Raw genomic sequence first — 20759 nt, forward strand, 5'->3', positions numbered from 1 at the left:
AAAACCGGCTACCGGGCGGCTACCGCCACCCCGGTACCTGGTACCGCCTTACCGGTCCCTAAAACAAGCCCGCGTCACTTGAAGTCTTATGGTGATATTTTTGTCTATAAGGATCGTCATAGATAAATGGCGGGGTCCTGTGGATGCATGCTTGAGGGGCTTGCATCCACAGGGGCTAGCTAAAAGTCCTTTTTTACGTCGTGATTTGCTGCCTTGATTTTGTAATCATTAACAAAGGCGTCCAGCTTGTGATTGGGTCGTGGTGTGGGGTGTTCTGTCTGGTTTAGAATCTCCCGTGCTATCTGAGCGCTGAGACGCGGTGCTACTTCTGTGTGATGCAAGGTAAAATCTCCCGGTAGTGTGATGTGCATTACTTGAGGTAATTAGAATCTACATGAGCACTTTGGGTCCGGGTATCCTACAAAAGTTCTATATCTCGTTTCAGGAAGTGTGTTTTGAACAAACGAGTCGGTAGGATAAGCCACCATGCTGCCCAAGTCCCGCATCTTCTCCGTCCTCCTGCTCGGCCTCGGCGTTGCGCTGGTGGCCGCCGGAGTAGCGGCGCCGGCGTTTTTGGATTTCTCGCCGCGGCTGCCGTTGGAACTCAAAAACACCACGTGGACTCTTAAGGATGAGTTCGCGGATTCCCAAGTGGTCAATAAGGATGGAACGTCGCCTTATTCCGGGCCGATGACCTACCAGATCAATGCGGGCATCCAAGAGCCTTCGGATGAAGATACTGCGACGCTGCGCATAGGGGAGACGCGCCTGCGCGACGATGGCCAAGGACTCGATGATTTAAGCCAGGCGCAGGTGTGGACCTATCCCATTGACCGCCTGAGCGGTGAGGCAAAGGCAGAGGCCAGCCTGAGCCATACCTTGGCCAGCCCTGAGGAGAAGGTTGCTGTCGATGGGTACTGGCTAAAATTCCCGGCGGATGTGGAAAAGACGAATTACCCAGTCTTTGACCCCACCTTGCGCAAGGCAGTGGACGCGGTCTTTGAAGAGGAAACTGAAATAGATGGCCGTACGGTGTATCGGTATCACCAGGAAATCGAGCCAACAAACGTAGCGCAGCTTTATGCCGCCGATGGCAATACCACCTCTTTCCCCAAGGAAGATGGGGGACACGAACCTGGTTATTTGATGCACTCGGGCAGTACGGATTTCTACGTCGACCAAGCTACCGGCCTGGTGGTGGGCATGGACATGGATATCGATGACTACTACGCGGACCGAGAGGGCGTAGGCCGCGAGCAAGCATTCGTCTTTAATGGTTCCACCTCAGAGAAGTCCCGCGCGGCGCTACTCGATGAAGCGAAATCGTTCCCACGTAACCGCGTGGCGGAGATTGCGCGGTGGGCGGCACTGGGTATCGGTATCGTGTTCACCTTTATTGGAGTCATTGGGGCGCTGGGAATTTACGACCATAAAAACAAGCATGTGCGCCGACGCGGAAAGAAAAGCGCCAGCGAAATTACTAGCGAAAGTGCCAGATAAGAGTATTAAGCGCGGTTCGGGTTGCGGTGGAATGAGTTTTTAGTGGTACGGTGCTTGTGGTTGCCCCGCTAGATCTGGCGCAACATTATTGCCGCGTTGGCGCAGCGGCGAGCGAGAGCTTGCCCCCGAACGCGGAATGAAAAAAGCCTTAAGAGTGGTGTGTCTTTACATACTTGAGTTTTTCCTATACACTAATTCGTTGCGCTGGAATCTGGATCTTCGGTGCACATTTAGCCTTTCGGGTTGGTGATGGCAAAACCGACTTGACAAGGTGATTTTGTGCATTCTGAACCCAGACACTCCACAGCAGACCGAATGCTAAAATTACCAGCGGTTTTGCTGCTCGTCGGCCAGGGCGAGTAGCAATCCGCGTGAGGTGCTGGAAGGACCCATCTTGGCAGTCTCCCGCCAGACCAAGTCAGTGGCCAATATCCCCGGAGCCCCGAAGCGATACTCGTTTGCAAAAATTAGCGAGCCTATCGCCCTGCCGGGCCTCCTTGACGTACAACTCGATTCCTTTGCTTGGCTCGTCGGCTCGCCGGAATGGCGCGAGCGTGAGCAGGCTGAGCGCGGCGATAACGCACGCGTGACGAGTGGTCTCGAGGATATCCTCGAAGAGCTCTCGCCGATTCAGGACTACTCGGGCAATATGTCCCTGTCCTTGTCGGAGCCTCGCTTCGAGCCGGTGAAAAACACCGTCGACGAGTGTAAAGAAAAGGACATCAACTACTCCGCGCCGCTGTACGTGACCGCAGAGTTCATTAATAACGACACCCAAGAGATTAAGTCGCAGACCGTCTTCATCGGCGACTTCCCGATCATGACGGATATGGGTACCTTCATCGTGAACGGTACCGAGCGTGTCATCGTCTCCCAGCTGGTGCGTTCCCCAGGCGTGTACTTCGATCGTTCCATCGATAAGTCCACCGAACGCCCGCTGCACTCCGTGAAGATTATTCCTTCCCGCGGTGCTTGGCTGGAGTTCGACGTGGACAAGCGCGATACCGTCGGCGTGCGCATTGACCGTAAGCGCCGCCAGCCGGTGACCGTCCTGTTGAAGGCGCTGGGTTGGTCCGAGGAGCAGATCAGGGAGCGCTTCAGCTTCTCTGAACTCATGATGTCCACCCTGGAATCTGACGGCGTTTCCAATACCGATGAAGCACTGTTGGAGATCTACCGCAAGCAGCGCCCGGGCGAGCAGCCTACCCGTGAGCTGGCGCAGTCCTTGTTGGATAACTCCTTCTTCCGCGCTAAGCGCTATGACCTTGCCAAGGTTGGCCGCTACAAGGCCAACCGCAAGCTGGGTCTTGGCGGCGACCACGACGGTCTGATGACCCTGACTGAAGAAGACATCGCCGTCACCCTGGAGTACCTGGTACGCCTGCACGTTGGCGAGCGTGAGATGAAGGCACCCAACGGTGAGATGATCTCGCTGAACACCGACGACATCGACCACTTTGGTAACCGTCGTCTGCGCACCGTGGGTGAGCTCATCCAGAACCAGGTCCGCGTGGGCCTGTCCCGCATGGAGCGCGTTGTGCGCGAGCGCATGACCACCCAGGACGCAGAGTCCATCACGCCGACGTCCCTGATTAACGTGCGTCCGGTTTCTGCTGCTATCCGCGAGTTCTTTGGTACCTCGCAGCTCTCGCAGTTCATGGACCACAACAACTCCCTGTCCGGCCTGACCCACAAGCGCCGCCTGTCCGCGCTGGGCCCAGGCGGTCTGTCCCGTGAGCGCGCCGGCATTGAGGTGCGAGACGTGCACGCCTCGCACTACGGCCGCATGTGCCCGATTGAGACCCCTGAGGGCCCGAACATTGGCCTGATTGGTGCGCTGGCATCCTACGCCCGCGTGAACCCGTTCGGCTTCATCGAGACCCCGTACCGCAAGGTCGTTGACGGCAAGGTTACGGATCAGGTTGAGTACCTCACCGCTGATGAGGAGGACCGCTTCGCCATTGCTCAGGCTGAGGTCGAGCAGGACGAGGAAGGCCGCCTGATCGGTGAGCGCATCGAGGTCCGCCTGAAGGAGGGTGACATCGGAGTGACCGATGCCTCCGGTGTGGACTACGTTGACGTTTCCCCGCGCCAGATGGTCTCCGTTGGTACCGCCATGATTCCGTTCTTGGAGCACGACGATGCTAACCGTGCCTTGATGGGTGCGAACATGCAGAAGCAGGCGGTTCCGCTGGTTCGTTCCGAGGCCCCACTGGTGGGTACCGGTATGGAACAGCGCGCCGCATATGACGCTGGCGACGTCGTCATTACGCCTAAGGCCGGTGTGGTGGAAAACGTCACCGCTGACGTCATCACCATCATGGACGATGAGGGCCAGCGCGATACCTACATCCTGCGCAAGTTCGAGCGCACCAACCAGGGCACCAACTACAACCAGACCCCGCTGGTGTCCATGGGTCAGCGCGTAGAGGCTGGCCAGGTTTTGGCCGATGGCCCAGGTACACACAACGGTGAGATGTCGCTTGGCCGTAACCTGCTGGTTGCGTTCATGCCGTGGGAAGGCCACAACTACGAGGACGCCATCATCCTCAACCAGCGCATCGTGGAAGAGGACATCCTGACCTCCGTCCACATCGAGGAGCACGAGATCGATGCTCGTGACACCAAGCTGGGCGCCGAGGAAATCACCCGCGAGATTCCAAACGTCTCCGAGGACGTCTTGAGCGACCTCGATGAGCGCGGCATCATCCGCATCGGTGCTGACGTTCGTGCCGGCGATATCCTGGTGGGTAAGGTCACCCCGAAGGGTGAGACCGAGCTGACTCCGGAAGAGCGCCTGCTGCGCGCCATCTTCGGTGAGAAGGCCCGCGAGGTGCGCGATACCTCCATGAAGGTTCCGCACGGTGAGGTGGGCAAAGTCATTGGCGTTGCTCGCTTCTCCCGCGATGATGATGACGACCTGGCACCTGGTGTCAACGAGATGATCCGCGTCTACGTTGCACAAAAGCGCAAGATTCAGGACGGCGATAAGATGGCCGGCCGCCACGGCAACAAGGGTGTTGTGGGCAAGATTCTGCCGCCAGAGGATATGCCGTTCATGGAGGACGGCACCCCGGTGGATATCCTGCTGAACACCCACGGTGTGCCGCGTCGTATGAACATCGGTCAGGTGCTTGAGCTGCACTTGGGCTGGTTGGCTCACGCTGGTTGGAAGGTCGACACCGAGGATCCGGCTAACGCCGAGCTGCTCAAGACCTTGCCGGAAGAGCTTTACGATGTCCCAGCGGACTCCTTGACCGCGACCCCGGTTTTCGATGGTGCTACCAACCACGAGATCGAGCGACTGTTGGCATCGTCCCGCCCGAACCGCGACGGTGACGTCTTGGTCAACGAGCACGGCAAGGCCACGCTTTTCGATGGCCGCTCGGGCGAGCCGTACAAGTACCCCATCTCCGTGGGCTACATGTACATGCTCAAGCTGCACCACTTGGTCGATGAGAAGATTCACGCCCGTTCCACTGGTCCTTACTCCATGATTACCCAGCAGCCACTGGGTGGTAAGGCTCAGTTCGGTGGCCAGCGCTTCGGCGAGATGGAGGTGTGGGCAATGCAGGCTTATGGCGCTGCCTACACCCTGCAGGAGCTGCTTACCATCAAGTCCGATGACGTGGTAGGCCGCGTGAAGGTCTACGAGGCCATCGTGAAGGGCGATAATATTCCAGATCCGGGCATCCCTGAGTCCTTCAAGGTGTTGCTCAAGGAGCTGCAGTCCCTGTGCTTGAACGTGGAGGTTCTTTCCACCGACGGCACCCCGATGGAGCTGTCTGGCTCTGATGACGATGACATGGATAGCCCATCGCTTGGCATTAACTTGTCCCGCGATGAGGGTTCTTCCGCTGACATCGCCTAAATAGATTCTCGGTCCACTGCGGAATGCACGGTTCCGGTGTATAGCACCGGGGCCGCCGCGGGCGGGCAATAAAGATTAATTCATTAAAAGCCATCAATTCCTCACATTACGAGGATGAAAGGGAGACATTACGTGTTTGACGTAAATCTCTTCGACGAGCTCCGCATCGGTCTGGCCACTGCTGACGATATCCGTCGCTGGTCTAAGGGCGAGGTTAAAAAGCCCGAGACCATTAACTACCGCACGCTGAAGCCGGAAAAGGACGGCCTGTTCTGCGAGCGCATTTTCGGACCTACCCGTGACTGGGAGTGTGCTTGCGGTAAGTACAAGCGCGTGCGTTACAAGGGCATCATCTGTGAGCGTTGCGGCGTTGAGGTCACCAAGTCCAAGGTGCGCCGTGAGCGCATGGGCCACATCGAACTGGCTGCTCCGGTAACCCACATCTGGTACTTCAAGGGCGTTCCTTCCCGCTTGGGCTACCTGCTGGACCTGGCTCCGAAGGACCTTGAGCGCATCATCTACTTCGCTGCCAACATCATCACCTCCGTTGATGAAGAGGCTCGCCACAACGATCAGTCCACTCTGGAAGCTGAAATGCTGCTGGAGAAGAAGGACGTTGAGGACGATACCGAGTCCGAGATCGCAGAGCGCGCTTCCAAGCTCGAGTCCGACTTGGCAGAGCTGGAGGCAGCCGGTGCGCGTGCCGATGCCCGCAAGAAGGTACAAAACGCTGCCGATAAGGAAATGCAGCACATCCGCGAGCGCGGCGAGCGCGAAGTCGCACGCCTGGATGAAATCTGGAACACCTTCCTGAAGCTTGCTCCGAAGCAGATGGTCATCGATGAGACCATCTACGAAGAGCTGGTTGACCGCTACGAGGATTACTTCACCGGCGGCATGGGTGCAGAAGCCATCCAGACCTTGGTCCGCAACTTCGACCTCGAGGCAGAGGCCGAGGAGCTGCGCGAGATCATCAACAACGGCAAGGGCCAGAAGAAGATGCGCGCGCTTAAGCGCCTCAAGGTTGTTGCCGCATTCCTGAACTCCGGCAACGACCCGGCAGGCATGGTGCTGGACGCTATTCCGGTTATCCCGCCTGAGCTGCGCCCGATGGTGCAGCTGGACGGTGGCCGCTTCGCCACCTCGGACCTGAATGACCTGTACCGCCGCGTTATCAACCGCAATAACCGCCTGAAGCGCATGATCGACCTGGGTGCACCAGAGATCATCGTGAATAACGAGAAGCGCATGCTGCAGGAGTCTGTGGACGCGCTCTTCGATAACGGCCGCCGTGGCCGTCCGGTTACCGGCCCGGGCAACCGCCCGTTGAAGTCTCTGTCTGACTTGCTCAAGGGCAAGCAGGGTCGTTTCCGCCAGAACCTGCTGGGTAAGCGCGTGGACTACTCCGGCCGTTCCGTTATTATCGTCGGCCCGCAGCTGAAGCTGCACGAGTGTGGTCTGCCGAAGCTGATGGCACTCGAGCTGTTCAAGCCTTTCGTCATGAAGCGCTTGGTTGAAAATGACTACGCCCAGAACATCAAGTCTGCAAAGCGCATGGTGGAGCGCCAGCGCCCAGAGGTCTGGGACGTGCTGGAGCAGGCCATTTCTGAGCACCCAGTGATGCTCAACCGTGCGCCTACGCTGCACCGCCTGGGTATTCAGGCCTTCGAGCCTAAGCTGGTTGAGGGTAAGGCTATCCAGCTGCACCCGCTGGCCTGTGAGGCCTTCAACGCCGACTTCGACGGTGACCAGATGGCAGTCCACCTGCCGCTATCCGCCGAGGCACAGGCAGAGGCTCGCGTGCTGATGCTGGCTTCCAACAACATTTTGTCCCCGGCATCCGGTAAGCCACTGGCTATGCCACGTCTGGACATGGTGACTGGCCTGTACTACCTCACCATGGACAAGGCAGAGGATGAGATCGGCGGCAACGGTCGCTACCGCGAGGCTGGCGAGGACTACCCGGCAACCGGCGTGTACTCCTCCTACGCCGAGGCCCTCATGGCCTACGACCGCGGCACGGTTGGCCTGCAGGCACCTATCAAGGTCCGCATCGATCACCTGCGCCCGCCAGAGGATATTGAGGCAGAACTCTTCCCCGATGGCTGGTCCAAGGGCCAGGCATGGTTGGGTTACACCACCATCGGCCGCATCATGTTCAACGAGCTGCTGCCGTGGAACTACCCGTACCTTGAGGGCATCATGGTCCGCAAGGGCGGCGGCACCGACGGCAAGGTACTCATTGGTGACGTGGTCAATGACTTGGCCACCAAGTACCCAATGATCACCGTGGCTCAGGTTCTGGACAACATGAAGGACGCCGGCTTCTACTGGGCAACCCGCTCCGGTGTGACCATTACGATGTCTGACGTGCTGGTGCTGCCGAATAAGACCGAGATCCTCGAGTCTTATGAGAAGGAAGCAGAGCGCATCGAGCGTAAGTACTGGGAGCAGGGTGCGCTTACGGAGCGCGAGCGTTATGACCGCCTGGTGGAGCTGTGGAAGGACGCTACCGACACCGTCGGTGAGGCCGTTGAGAGCATCTACCCGGATTACAACCCAATTCCAATGATTGTGAAGTCGGGTGCTGCCGGTAACATGCGTCAGATCTGGACGCTGGCCGGTATGAAGGGCATGGTTGTGAACTCGCACGGTGATTACATCACCCGTCCGATTAAGACCTCCTTCCGTGAAGGCCTGTCCGTGCTGGAGTACTTCAACAACTCCCACGGTTCCCGTAAGGGTCTGGCCGATACCGCGCTGCGTACCGCTGACTCGGGTTACCTCACCCGCCGTCTGGTGGACGTTGCTCAGGACGTTATCGTCCGCGAAGAGGACTGTGGCACCCGCCAGGGCGTGCGCGTTCCTATCGGCGAGGTCTCCGGCGACAAGGTCGTCCTCTCCGAGCTGTGGGAGACCTCCGCTTCCGGTCGCGTGCTTGCCACCGACGTCAAGGACGAAAGCGGCGAGGTCGTTGCAGAGGCTGGTGCAGACTTGACCGAGGAGCTTACGCAGAAGCTTCTCGATGCCAAGGTCACCGACGTCAAGGTCCGCTCCGTGCTGACCTGCCAGACCCCGGCCGGTGTCTGTGCTAAGTGCTACGGCAAGTCCATGGCATCCGGTCAGTTGGTCGACATCGGCGAGGCCGTCGGCATCGTGGCTGCACAGTCCATTGGTGAGCCTGGTACCCAGCTGACCATGCGTACCTTCCACCAGGGTGGTGTTGGTGGCGACATTACCGGTGGTCTGCCGCGTGTGCAGGAGCTGTTCGAGGCCCGTAACCCGAAGAACCGCGCACCAATTGCTTCCGTGGACGGCACCGTGTCCCTGTCTGATGAGGGCAACTTCTGGACCATGACCATCACCCCGGATGATGGTTCTGATGACGTGATCTACGAGAAGCTCTCCAAGCGCCAGGGCTTGGCCCAGGTGCGTCGCCCGATGGAGTCCAACCCGGATGCGATGATCGAGCGTTCCTTGAAGGACGGCGACCACGTTGAGACCGGTGACCGCTTGATGCGTGGTGCGGCTGACCCGCACGACGTGCTCGAGGTTCTGGGCCGTCGTGGCGTGGAGCAGCACCTCATCAACGAGGTGCAGGCCGTGTACCGCACCCAGGGTGTGGCCATCCACGACAAGCACATCGAGATCATCATCCGCCAGATGCTGCGCCGCGGTACCGTCATCGACGCCGGTACCACGGAGCTGCTGCCGGGCAACCTGATCGACCTTTCTGAGGCCAAGCAGATGAACGCTGCACAGGTTGCAGAAGGCGGCGAGCCGGCGCAGCTGCGCTCGGAGATCATGGGTATTACCAAGGCCTCCTTGGCTACCGAGTCCTGGCTGTCCGCTGCTTCGTTCCAGGAGACCACGCGTGTGCTTACCGATGCCGCTATTAACAAGCGCTCCGATAAGCTTATCGGCCTCAAGGAGAACGTCATCATCGGTAAGCTGATCCCGGCCGGCACTGGTATCTCCCGTTACCGCAATATCTCCGTCAAGCCGACCGAGGCTGCGCGCAACGCCGCATACTCGATTCCGACTTACGGCGATTCCATCTACGGCGATGATGGCTTCGGTGAATTCACCGGCGCCTCCGTTCCGCTGGATGAGGATTTCACCTTCTAAGTCCTAGGCGCTCGTGTCCCTCGGCACCGCGTTCAATTAGAGCCCCCGCTTCCGTGCATACGGTAAGCGGGGGCTCTTGTTGTTGGGGTTGTTGTCACGGTTGCGCATGCCTGATTCGGCCGCCGAATCGGTTACGGGGACCCGTATGCGTGCCTGCTAGTATGAGTAAAGCCTGTGGCCCAGATAAGTAAAATGTGGGCCTTAGACTACTTGATTTAAACCATTACACGGGAGCTTTCAGAATCTGTGGGCCCGCGGACGCACAGGTCGCCCCGGCACAGAAATGAAGGCTGAGATACTGCGATATAACGCGGTGAACCGTTGAACCTGATCCGGGTAATTCCGGCGAGAGGGAGGAAATAATGACTACTAATGCAGCTGCGTCCGCAGCGCCAAAGCGCAACTTGAATTGGCGCGTGGTGGACATCGTGGTGGCATCCGTCTTGGGTGTTGCCTGTGGCTTCGTATTCTTGGGCTGGAATGCCGTGGGCTATGCCTGGTATGAGGCCATGGATGCGCTTACGCCGGGCCTTGGCGGTTTGGCCACGGGCATTTGGCTGTTAGGCGGCATCCTGGGTGGATTGGTCATCCGCAAGCCGGGTGCGGCAGTCTACGTGGAGGTCCTTGCCGCCACGGTGTCAGCCGATTTGGGCTCGCAGTGGGGCATTAGCACCCTGTACTCGGGCCTGGCACAGGGTATCGGTGTGGAGATCATCTTCGCCATCTTCATGTACCGCCAGTTCAACCTTGGGGTGACCATCCTGGCCGGTATGGCAGCAGGCTGGGGCGCTTTCGTCCTGGAGCTGTTTACCTCCGGTAACCTCGCGAAGTCCTTCGAGTTCAATATTATCTACTTGGTCACCCTGACCATCTCCGGTGCCATCTTGGCCGGCGCCCTGGGCTTCTATGTGGTGAAGGCATTGGCAAAGACCGGTGCCCTTGACCGCTTTGCAGTAGGCCGCGAACAGCGCGCTTAGGGCTTAGACCGCTGTGACTGATTTTTCACGCTTAGCAGGAAACGCCACAAAAATATCGGCTCGCGGCTACGGCTGGACTCACGCTGGGCGCTCCCAACCGGCGCTGCAGGACATAGACCTTGTCATCGAACCCGGTGAGAAGGTCTTGCTGTGCGGGGATTCCGGCTCCGGAAAGTCCACGCTTTTGGCGGCGATCGCCGGCGTCTTGGGCTCTGATGAAGAAGGTACGCGAACCGGCACCATCACCTTGGAGGACTCTGCGGGCACGGTCGAAGAACCGGGCCGGACCATTCCGGTGGGGTTGGTCCTGCAGGATCCGGATTCCCAGGTTATCTCCGCGCGCGTGGGCGATGATATCGCCTTCGGCTGCGAGAACCTAGCTTATCCGCGCGAGGAGATCTGGCGCAGGGTGCGCCAAGCCCAAGAGTTGGTTGGCCCATATGTGGACCTGGATTTTCCCACCGAGCACCTCTCCGGCGGGCAGAAGCAACGCCTGGCGCTTGCCGGGGTCATCGCCATGGGCGCGGGCGTGGTCCTATTGGACGAGCCCACCGCCAACCTGGATCCGGAAGGGGCGCAGGACGTGGTGCGGGCCGTCGGCAAGCTGGTAGAGCACACGGGTGCCACCTTGGTGGTGGTCGAGCATCAGCATGCGGCGTGGGAAAGCGTGCTGGACCGCGCGGTAGAGCTGAAGGATGGGCGCATTATTTCCGATGCCCCCTTTGCCGATGCCGCCCGCAAGCGCCAGGTCACCGGCCTCCCGCAGGCGCGGTCGTTGGCAAGCGATGCCCTCGATGAGTCCAACGCGGCGCTGTGGAGCACGGACTTGGTAACCCGCTATGGGCCACCGCGGTCCATCTCCCTGCCGGCGGGGGCGTCGACCGTCATTACCGGCCGCAATGGCGTGGGAAAATCCACGTGGCTGATGACTATGGCGGGGCTACTTCCGGCCGAGTCCGGGGAAATCGGGGTCGCTGACTTCATCCGCCGCGGCGTGAAGGGCCCACCTTCCCGGTGGAAATCCCGCGAATTGGCGGACCGCATTGGTTTCGTCTTCCAAAATCCGGAACACCAATTTGTCTCCCGCAGCGTGGAAGAGGAATTGCGGGTCGCGCCCAAGGTCATGCGCGTTGATCCCCCAGAGGAACGCATCGCCCAGTTGTTGGAATCGCTGCGCTTGGGGCACTTGCTCAAGGCCAATCCGTTTACGCTATCCGGCGGCGAAAAGCGCCGGCTTTCGGTAGCAACGGCTCTGGTGACCGCGCCGGAGGTGCTGCTCTTGGACGAGCCGACCTTTGGCCAGGATCCCGGCACCTTCGTGGAATTGGTGGGCTTGTTGCGCCAATTGGCCGATGACGGCACCACCATTGCCTCCATTACCCATGACCCGCTGTTTATAGAAGCCTTGGGTGACCACCAGGTGGAGGTGCACGGTGCCTAATCTCTTGCGCAACGTCAACCCGCTAACCCGCATCTTCTTGATGTTCGTCTGGGTTACGCCGCTGCTTGCCTCCATCGACTGGGTATCGGCGGCGATATCGCTAAGCCTGACACTCATCTTGGCGCCGTTATGTGGCGTCTCCTGGGTGCGCTTGTGGAAGGCCGGTTGGTTCTTATTCCTTATCGCCCCGCTATCGGGCATTTCCATGCTGCTCTATGGCGCGCCCGGGGGAGAGGAGTACTTCAGCTGGTGGCTGATTACGGTGACGGAAAATTCGCTCACCTTGGCCATTGCGATCACGCTGCGTGTGCTTGCGGTCGCACTACCAACGGTGGTGCTCGCACGCGATATCGATCCCACCGAGCTTGGCGATGCCCTCTCGCAGATCCTCCGCCTTCCCTCCCGCTTCGTCATTGGTGCTGTGGCCGGCGTGCGGATGATGACGCTCCTGAAATCCGATTGGCAATCGCTCGGCATGGCGCGCAGGGCCCGCGGGCTCATGGATGAAGGGCGCTTAAAGCACTTGCTTACGATGTCCTTTGGTCTGTTGGTGATTGCTTTGCGCCGCGGCGGCAAGCTTGCGACCGCGATGGAAGCACGCGGTTTCGGGCGCACCCCACCCGGAGGAGGGGAGCGGACCTGGGCCCGAGAATCCAGGCTGCACGCCCACGATGGGTGGGTGATGGCCTGCGGCCTCGCCCTTGCTTGTGTACCGGTGGTAACTTCGGTACTTACTGGGGCCTGGAGATTCTTTGGCCTTTAATCCGCGAAAGCAGTGATTCAAGCACTATGGACATTGATGCCGAACAAGAGCGCCTCTTGGAGGACATCGTTAAGCTAGCAGCCTCACGAAAGCGTGCGTTTAAACCCGTCACGGTGCTTATCGATGGTCCCTCGGGCTCCGGCAAAACCTGGACCTCCGCCGCCTTGGCAGATCGTACCAATTGGCGGGTGGTTCACCTCGATGAATTCTATCCCGGCTGGCATGGCCTGGAAAAGGGCTCCGAGATGGTGGGCGAGCAAGTCTTGCGCACCATGAATCCCGGCTATTGGCGCTGGGATTGGGAAGCCAACTGCCCCGGTGACTGGGCCAGCCTCGATGTGCGCGATGATCTCATCGTCGAGGGCGTTGGCTCCGTCACCGCTGACAACATTGCGGCCGCGAAAAAGCGCGGCGCAGTAGTAACCGTGCGCATCGATGGCCCCCGCGAGCAGCGCTATGAGCGCGCGATTGCGCGCGAGCCGGCCTACGAAAAGTGGTTTGCCACTTGGGAAGAACAGGAAAAATCCTACTTTTCTGACAAGGCTGCAGAGCCAGACCTGACGTGGGAGTGGGAGTAGTCCCTCCGCGCCGCCGGCAGGATGGACTACCGGTTTTGTGTTCATGGCGCTGGCTTTGCTAGTCTTAGCGCTAGTTCACTATGTACTGCGCGCCCTGTGTGAATATGGCGCGCAAAGAACATGGTGAAAAGTCTGATCCTTAACAAGGCGCCCGCCTTGGGAAGAGTTCTGGACATGCGGAAGCGCCCCGGGAAAGAGCGCCTATTTTTGCATGTTTGGTTCCCTTCTTAAGAAGTGGTGCAATTCGACAGAAAGACTGTTTAATGCCAACTATTCAACAGCTGGTCCGCAAGGGCCGCCAGACCAAGCGCAAAGAGGTCTCTACCGCTGCGCTGAAGGGTTCTCCGCAGCGTCGTGGCGTGTGCACCCGCGTGTACACCACCACCCCGAAGAAGCCGAACTCCGCTCTTCGTAAGGTTGCTCGTGTGCGCCTTACCAGCGGCATCGAGGTTTCGGCCTACATCCCAGGTGAGGGCCACAACCTGCAGGAGCACTCCATGGTCCTCGTTCGCGGCGGCCGTGTGAAGGACCTTCCAGGTGTTCGTTACAAGATCATCCGCGGCTCCCTGGATGCCCAGGGCGTCAAGGACCGTAAGCAGGCTCGTTCCCGTTACGGCGCAAAGAAGGGACAGTAATAAACAATGCGTAAGAATGCTGCTCCGAAGCGTCCTGTAGTAAAGGACCCGGTATACAACTCCGAGCAGGTAACCATGCTCGTCAACAAGATCCTCCAGGATGGCAAGAAGTCCACCGCAGAGCGCATCGTCTACGGCGCGCTTGAGGCTTGCCGTGAGAAGACCGGCACCGACCCGGTTGGCACCCTGGAAAAGGCCCTGGGCAACATCCGCCCGGACCTCGAGGTTCGCTCCCGCCGTGTGGGTGGCGCTACCTACCAGGTGCCGGTTGAGGTCCGCCCAGACCGTGCCAACACCCTGGCACTGCGCTGGATGGTGACCTTCACCCGCCAGCGTCGCGAGAACTCCATGATCGAGCGTCTCTCCAACGAGATCCTGGATGCCTCAAACGGCCTCGGTGCTTCCGTGAAGCGCCGTGAGGATACCCACAAGATGGCTGAGGCTAACCGCGCCTTTGCTCACTACCGCTGGTAATTTTTAAGCACCTTCATCAATGGCCTAAGCAACGAGAAACGAGTTTCGCGCCGATTTCCGGGTTTCCCGGCGGCGAATTAAAACTTCATATCTCTTGCTTAGGCCATTTTGGTGGCACGTGGTGTGATTTAGTCCAGCACAGCTGGCCTAGTCCAGCGCATTCGCTTTGTGTCCAGTACACTGAAGCGATGGAAGTCTAGGAGCCGCTGGGCACCTAGCACGGCCACTCAATGGCAAACTTTTCAAGAACTTATCCATGCAGGCGTCTTAGCCAGGTTTCTGGTCACGGCGTCGACGACTATTAAGTTGGGGTATAAACGTGGCACAAGAAGTGCTCAAGGATCTGAACAAGGTCCGCAACATTGGCATCATGGCCCACATCGATGCTGGTAAGACGACCACCACCGAGCGTATTCTCTTCTACACCGGTATTAACCGTAAGGTGGGCGAGACCCACGACGGTGCATCCACCACTGACTGGATGGCACAGGAAAAGGAACGCGGCATCACCATTACCTCGGCTGCCGTGACCTGTTTCTGGAACAACAACCAGATCAACATCATTGACACCCCGGGTCACGTTGACTTCACCGTTGAGGTTGAGCGCTCCCTGCGTGTCCTCGATGGCGCCGTCGCCGTCTTCGACGGTAAGGAAGGTGTGGAGCCACAGTCCGAGCAGGTGTGGCGCCAGGCCGCTAAGTACGACGTTCCGCGTATCTGTTTCGTCAACAAGATGGACAAGCTGGGCGCAGACTTCTACTACACCGTTGACACCATCGTTGAGCGCCTGGGTGCCAAGCCGCTCGTTATGCAGCTGCCTATCGGCGCTGAGGATGACTTCGACGGCGTTGTTGACCTGCTGAACATGCAGGCCATCACCTGGCGCGGCAAGGTCGAGACCGGCGCTGAGCCAACCTACGAGGAGATCCCTGAGGACCTCAAGGAAAAGGCTGAGCAGTACCGCGAGCAGCTGGTTGAGGCCGTTGCAGAGTCTGATGAAGAACTCATGGAGAAGTACTTCGGCGGCGAAGAGCTCTCCATCGACGAGCTGAAGGCCGGCATCCGTAAGCTGACCATCAACTCCGAGATTTACCCGGTCTACTGCGGTACCGCTTACCGCAACAAGGGTGTCCAGCCGCTGCTGGATGCTGTTGTGGACTTCCTGCCTAACCCGCTGGACGTGGGCGAGGTTATCGGCCACGCTGTGGGCGATGAGGACCAGCAGCTTACCCGTAAGCCTTCCGTTGAGTCTTCCTTCTCCGCACTGTCCTTCAAGATTGCAGCTCACCCGTTCTTCGGTCAGCTCAACTTCGTGCGCGTGTACTCCGGCCAGGTCACCCCTGGTACCGAGGTCATGAACTCCACCAAGGGCAAGAAGGAGCGCATCGGTAAGCTCTTCCAGATGCACGCCAACAAGGAGAACCCGGTGGAGCAGGCTGACGCCGGCAACATCTACGCCGTTGTTGGTCTGAAGGAAACCACCACCGGTGACACCCTGTGTGACAAGAATGACCAGATCATTCTTGAGTCCATGGACTTCCCGGATCCGGTTATCAAGGTCTCCATCGAGCCAAAGACCAAGGCCGACCAGGAGAAGCTGGGTAACGCCATCCAGAAGCTTGCTGCCGAGGATCCAACCTTCACCGTTGAGCTGGATGAGGAAACCGGCCAGACCGTCATCGGCGGTATGGGCGAGCTCCACCTCGACGTGCTTGTTGACCGCATGAAGCGCGAGTTTAAGGTCGAGGCGAACATCGGTAACCCACAGGTTGCTTACCGCGAGACCATTCGCCGCAAGGTGGAGTCCATCGACTACACCCACAAGAAGCAGACCGGTGGTTCCGGCCAGTTCGCAAAGGTCATCTGCACCATCGAGCCGTACAACCCGGACCCAGAGACCTTGGAAGAGGGCGAATCTGCAACTTACGCCTTCGAGAACGCCGTTACCGGTGGCCGCGTGCCGAAGGAATACATTCCTTCCGTCGATGCTGGTATCCAGGACGCTATGCAGTACGGCTACCTGGCTGGCTTCCCGATGGTCAACATCAAGGCAACGCTGGAAGACGGCGCTTACCACGACGTTGACTCCTCCGAGATGGCCTTCAAGCTGGCTGGCTCCCAGGTATTCAAGGAAGCTATGGCCAAGGCAAAGCCGGTTCTGCTGGAGCCAATGATGGCCGTTGAGGTTGTTACCCCTGAGGAGTACATGGGTACCGTTAACGGTGACATCTCCTCCCGTCGTGGCCAGGTCTTCGCCATGGAAGACCGCTCTGGTGCCAAGGTTGTCAAGGCCAAGGTTCCGCTGTCTGAAATGTTCGGCTACATCGGTGACCTGCGTTCTTCCACCGCAGGTCGCGCTAACTTCACCATGGTCTTCGACTCCTACGCTGAGGTTCCTTCCTCCGTGGCTCAGGAGATCATCGAAGAGCGCACCGGCGGCGCTAACTAATAGCGACGCCCCGCCCGTTCAGCGGTGGCTAAGGGCTGGTAGTCTCTGCCAGTAGATGCCAGCCTCACCGCTAAATGTGGCAACTGGGCCAGGGTAGCGGCGGGCTGAGTTTGCAGCTAAAACCATTGGTTGTGAATTGAGCCGGCCGTTACCCTCCCAGGATCCTTTATTTGAGACTCTTGTTGAGGGAAATGGCCGCGAAGATTCGCGGGGTTACCTCCTATAATGGCGGTTTGAAAAAACCGCGGGATAAATCTAGGATCGTGTAACTGGCACGTAAAGAAAGCGTCATTAGCGCTTTGTCCCAGATATTGGGTCAGGTGCCAATGACAACTGTCAACCACGTGGCTGCGAAGGTCGTAGCCACCATATAGTCCAGGAGGACATACAGTGGCAAAGGAGAAGTTCGAGCGTACGAAGCCGCATGTGAACATCGGCACCATCGGACACGTCGACCACGGCAAGACCACCACCACCGCAGCGATCACCAAGGTTCTGGCTGACCAGTACCCTGAGGAGAACCAGGCATTCGCGTTCGACATGATCGACAAGGCTCCTGAGGAGAAGGAACGCGGTATTACCATTAACATCTCCCACGTGGAGTACTCCACCCCGAAGCGTCACTACGCACACGTTGACGCCCCGGGCCACGCCGACTACATCAAGAACATGATTACCGGCGCAGCTCAGATGGACGGCGCTATCTTGGTTGTTGCTGCAACCGATGGCCCGATGCCACAGACCCGCGAGCACGTTTTGCTTGCTCGCCAGGTTGGCGTTCCTTACATCCTCGTTGCACTGAACAAGTGCGACATGGTTGACGATGAGGAAATCATCGAGCTCGTGGAGATGGAAATCTCCGAGCTGCTCGCAGAGCAGGACTACGATGAGGAAGCTCCTATCGTTCACATCTCCGCTCTGAAGGCACTCGAGGGTGACGAGAAGTGGGTGCAGTCCATCGTTGACCTGATGGAGGCCTGCGACAACTCCATCCCTGATCCGGAGCGCGCTACCGATCAGCCGTTCTTGATGCCTATCGAGGACATCTTCACCATTACCGGCCGCGGTACCGTTGTTACCGGCCGTGTTGAGCGTGGTCGTCTGAACGTCAACGAGGACGTTGAGATCATCGGTATCCAGGAGAAGTCCCAGAACACCACCGTTACCGGTATCGAGATGTTCCGCAAGATGATGGACTACACCGAGGCTGGCGACAACTGTGGTCTGCTTCTGCGTGGTACCAAGCGCGAAGACGTTGAGCGTGGCCAGGTTGTTATCAAGCCGGGCGCTTACACCCCTCACACCAAGTTCGAGGGTTCCGTCTACGTCCTGAAGAAGGACGAGGGCGGCCGCCACACCCCGTTCATGAACAACTACCGTCCTCAGTTCTACTTCCGCACCACCGACGTTACCGGTGTTGTGAACCTGCCTGAGGGCACCGAGATGGTTATGCCTGGCGACAACGTTGAGATGTCTGTTGAGCTCATCCAGCCTGTTGCTATGGACGAGGGCCTGCGCTTCGCTATCCGCGAGGGCTCCCGCACCGTCGGCGCTGGCCGCGTTACCAAGGTTCTTGACTAATCGAGGCTTCGTAACCGCTCAGTAGAGCTTTAAGAGTCCGCTGCACCGCATGCCGGTGTGGCGGACTTTTTTGATTCCTACACGCCTTGAATTGGAAAGGTCTTCGTCCACCGGCCGCCGGTGCATTAGCGGCTGTCTGCTGCACTCCGTGGTAACTGTAGAGCCAGCCGGAGGCATAGGATCGCTGTTGGAGGCCTGAAGGCAGCGATATGGTTATGCCAGGGTAGAGGCTATCTCAGAGGTTCCTAGGCGCTTGGGCCAACGGCTTGGCTGGCCCCCTTCGGCAGGAGGCGCTTAAGGATGGTTCTAAGGGTATTCCGGGGTCGTGGGGCCCTTAAGCTGGCGTACGGACTGCGCTAACGCCTAATGGTCCGGCGGCGCGATGCTGTCCCGCTCGCACGCACGGAGGAGCGAGGCTATTGCCTTTGAGTTGGGCCTGGATTGGGATACCGGGGCCAAACACACTCAGAGACGAAGGAAGGCCTCCCACACCTGCTAGCAGGTGGTGGAAGGCCTTTACTCGTTAAGGGAGGTAGGTACTACTTCTCCCAGCCGATGTTTTCCTTAGGGATGACGGCGAAGCCGAGGGCACCCATGTTGGCGAGGCCCTTCTTCTGGCCGACCATCACTGGACCGTTGGCGTATGGAAGCAGTCCGTACTCAGCGAAGGCCTCGGACTCAAGCTCGTTGATGCGCTCGATCTGCTCCTCGCGGGTTGGCAGCTTCTGCATTTCCTCGATCTTCTTATCGAATTCCTCGCTACCGGTCGAGGACTTGTTGAGGGTAGAGTCGCTAGCGTAAGTCTGGCCGAAGTATGCTGGGCCGAATGGGTCACTTGCAGCGAAGCCGGAGAGCAGGAGGTCGAAGTCGCGCTCGCTGGTGATTTTGGAGAAGTCAGAGCTTGGGCGCTCCTCAATCTTCAGCTCAATGCCCGCGTCCTTCAGCATCTTTTGGACGGCGGCAGCGGTGGACTTGGAGACCTCGTCATCGCCGATAAGCACGTAGCGTAGGGAGAGCTTGTCGCCGTCCTTGGCGTAGTAGCCGTCATCGCCCTCAGAGTAGCCGGCGTCTTCCAGTAGGCTCTTTGCCTCTTCAACGTCGTACTCGAGAACCTCAGAGAGGTTGTCCTTGTAGTCTTCCTGGGTTGGGTAGAGGGTCAGGGATCCCGGCATTTCCTCTTCATAGCCAAGCCCGTTGTAGCGGATTTCTGCGAGCTGGTCGCGGTCGATGGCTGCAAATACTGCGTGGCGAACATCCTTATCAGCCAGCTGTGGGGCCTTGGAGTTCAAGGTGAACAGGACGCTGGCCGGGCGGGTAGCTGCACGGACATCGATGGAATCGCCCATATCTGCGGCGATGGTGAGGTTATTCTTACTTCCCACACCGGCCGCGTCGATTTCGCGGGCCTGGAAAGCGTTGATGGTTGCCTGGGACTCCATCACGCGGTAGCTGACCTTGTCCAGCTTCGGCTCATCGCCCACCACTTTTCGTTAGGTACGAAGGACACGGTGCCGCCGCGGAAGTCGGCGTTGTCAACCTTGAATGGGCCCGCGCCGTACTGTGGGTTGAGCTTGCCCAAGTACTCTTGGTCAAACTTCTCGGCGGTATCGATTGCTGGGTGCAGGATGTCGTTGAAAAGTCCCTGCCACCATGGGTATGGACCCTCGAAGGTGACCACGGCTTCCTTGTCATTCTCGCCCTTCTCCACGGATTCGATGAGCTCGTAACCGTCGGTGGAGTTGACCTGGACGTCCATGTCCTTGCCGTTGTTGAAGCGCCAGGTGTTCTCGAAAGCGGTCCAGTCAATGGGGGTGCCATCGTTGAAGGTTGCGTCATCATTGATGTCGTAGGTTACGACGGTCTTATCGCCCTCAGTGGACTCGTCTACCGAATCCAGGTACGCGGGGTTTGGGGTGTAGTGACCCTCACCGTCATAAAGCGCCATCTGCGGGTTGTACCAGCTCCACACGGTGCCGGTATCCACGGTCATGTTGGCGTGGAAGTTGTTTTGCTGCTCAGTTAGCTCGCCGAGGGCGAGGGTGAGCTCACCGCCATCCTTAATCTCATCGCGTTCTTTTTCGTTGTAGTCACCGGTGGGCTTGACGTCGATCTCGAGACCGCCAACTGCCTTATTGGAGGAACCGTCGCCGTTGCCACCGTCAGAGCCCGAGCAGGCGGTGAGTGCGAGTGCCGTGGCGGAGAGAGTGGCAACCGTTGCTATGCGGAAGCGACCGAACTTTTTCATGGGGATTACTCCTTGCGTGAGATGAAGACGAAGTTGGCATAGACGGCCGATTAGGTGACCATCTGCTGCAACTATGTGAAATACTTTACAATATTTATATTTGTGTCCGCAATCACT

The 20759-nt window shown here is 58.7% G+C and carries 11 protein-coding genes and 1 pseudogene; 11 read left to right on the forward strand and 1 reads right to left on the reverse strand.

Annotated elements, in window-relative coordinates:
• The first annotated feature begins 486 nt into the window (after nt 1-486).
• From pgfA to tuf, 11 genes are all read left to right on the forward strand, one after another.
• Nucleotides 487-1500, forward strand: coding sequence for a cell envelope lipid trafficking protein PgfA (pgfA, locus tag QP970_RS05155; RefSeq protein WP_239269126.1), 1014 nt, complete (start codon nt 487-489; stop codon nt 1498-1500).
• 376 nt (nt 1501-1876) lie between these two features.
• A complete protein-coding gene (gene rpoB / locus QP970_RS05160; protein WP_023016723.1) occupies nt 1877-5371 on the forward strand; it encodes a DNA-directed RNA polymerase subunit beta in 3495 nt (1164 codons plus the stop codon).
• A 132-nt stretch (nt 5372-5503) separates the two neighbouring features.
• Nucleotides 5504-9499, forward strand: a complete 3996-nt coding sequence (locus tag QP970_RS05165) for a DNA-directed RNA polymerase subunit beta' (RefSeq protein ID WP_239275503.1) — start codon at nt 5504-5506, stop codon at nt 9497-9499.
• 362 nt (nt 9500-9861) lie between these two features.
• Entirely contained in the window at nt 9862-10476 is a 615-nt protein-coding gene (locus QP970_RS05170) for an ECF transporter S component (protein ID WP_239275505.1), read from the forward strand.
• A gap of 13 nt (nt 10477-10489) precedes the next feature.
• The gene (locus tag QP970_RS05175) at nt 10490-11917 is read left to right on the forward strand and encodes an ABC transporter ATP-binding protein (protein WP_239269124.1); all 1428 of its coding nucleotides are present in this window, start codon (nt 10490-10492) and stop codon (nt 11915-11917) included.
• The gene (locus QP970_RS05180; RefSeq protein WP_239269123.1) at nt 11910-12680 is read left to right on the forward strand and encodes an energy-coupling factor transporter transmembrane component T family protein; all 771 of its coding nucleotides are present in this window, start codon (nt 11910-11912) and stop codon (nt 12678-12680) included. The genes QP970_RS05175 and QP970_RS05180 overlap by 8 nt, the downstream gene beginning before the upstream one ends.
• A 26-nt stretch (nt 12681-12706) precedes the next feature.
• Nucleotides 12707-13258, forward strand: a complete 552-nt coding sequence (locus QP970_RS05185; protein ID WP_239269122.1) for a nucleoside/nucleotide kinase family protein — start codon at nt 12707-12709, stop codon at nt 13256-13258.
• Between the two features lie 263 nt (nt 13259-13521).
• Nucleotides 13522-13893: a 30S ribosomal protein S12 gene (rpsL, locus tag QP970_RS05190; RefSeq protein WP_005276879.1), complete on the forward strand. Its 372-nt coding sequence runs from the start codon at nt 13522-13524 to the stop codon at nt 13891-13893.
• Nucleotides 13894-13899: 6 nt separating this feature from the next.
• Nucleotides 13900-14367: a 30S ribosomal protein S7 gene (rpsG, locus tag QP970_RS05195; protein ID WP_023025169.1), complete on the forward strand. Its 468-nt coding sequence runs from the start codon at nt 13900-13902 to the stop codon at nt 14365-14367.
• Nucleotides 14368-14686: 319 nt separating this feature from the next.
• Nucleotides 14687-16816 carry an elongation factor G gene (gene fusA, locus QP970_RS05200; RefSeq protein ID WP_237799365.1) on the forward strand — a complete coding sequence of 710 codons (2130 nt, stop codon included), beginning with the start codon at nt 14687-14689 and terminating at the stop codon, nt 16814-16816.
• Between the two features lie 390 nt (nt 16817-17206).
• A complete protein-coding gene (tuf, locus tag QP970_RS05205) occupies nt 17207-18397 on the forward strand; it encodes an elongation factor Tu (RefSeq protein ID WP_023025170.1) in 1191 nt (396 codons plus the stop codon).
• 539 nt (nt 18398-18936) lie between these two features.
• Here the strand turns inward: tuf and QP970_RS05210 are convergent.
• Nucleotides 18937-20642: pseudogene (locus QP970_RS05210) on the reverse strand (ABC transporter family substrate-binding protein).
• Nucleotides 20643-20759: the final 117 nt, after the last annotated feature.

It is taken from the genome of Corynebacterium sp. MSK073 (assembly GCF_030232085.1).
Lineage (GTDB): Bacteria > Actinomycetota > Actinomycetes > Mycobacteriales > Mycobacteriaceae > Corynebacterium.

Coding starts and splice junctions, on each gene's coding strand:
- QP970_RS05185 (WP_239269122.1), top strand. CDS start 12,707: ATGGACATTGATGCCGAACAAGAGCGCCTCTTGGAGGACATCGTTAAG.
- pgfA (WP_239269126.1), top strand. CDS start 487: ATGCTGCCCAAGTCCCGCATCTTCTCCGTCCTCCTGCTCGGCCTCGGC.
- rpsL (WP_005276879.1), top strand. CDS start 13,522: ATGCCAACTATTCAACAGCTGGTCCGCAAGGGCCGCCAGACCAAGCGC.
- QP970_RS05170 (WP_239275505.1), top strand. CDS start 9,862: ATGACTACTAATGCAGCTGCGTCCGCAGCGCCAAAGCGCAACTTGAAT.
- rpsG (WP_023025169.1), top strand. CDS start 13,900: ATGCGTAAGAATGCTGCTCCGAAGCGTCCTGTAGTAAAGGACCCGGTA.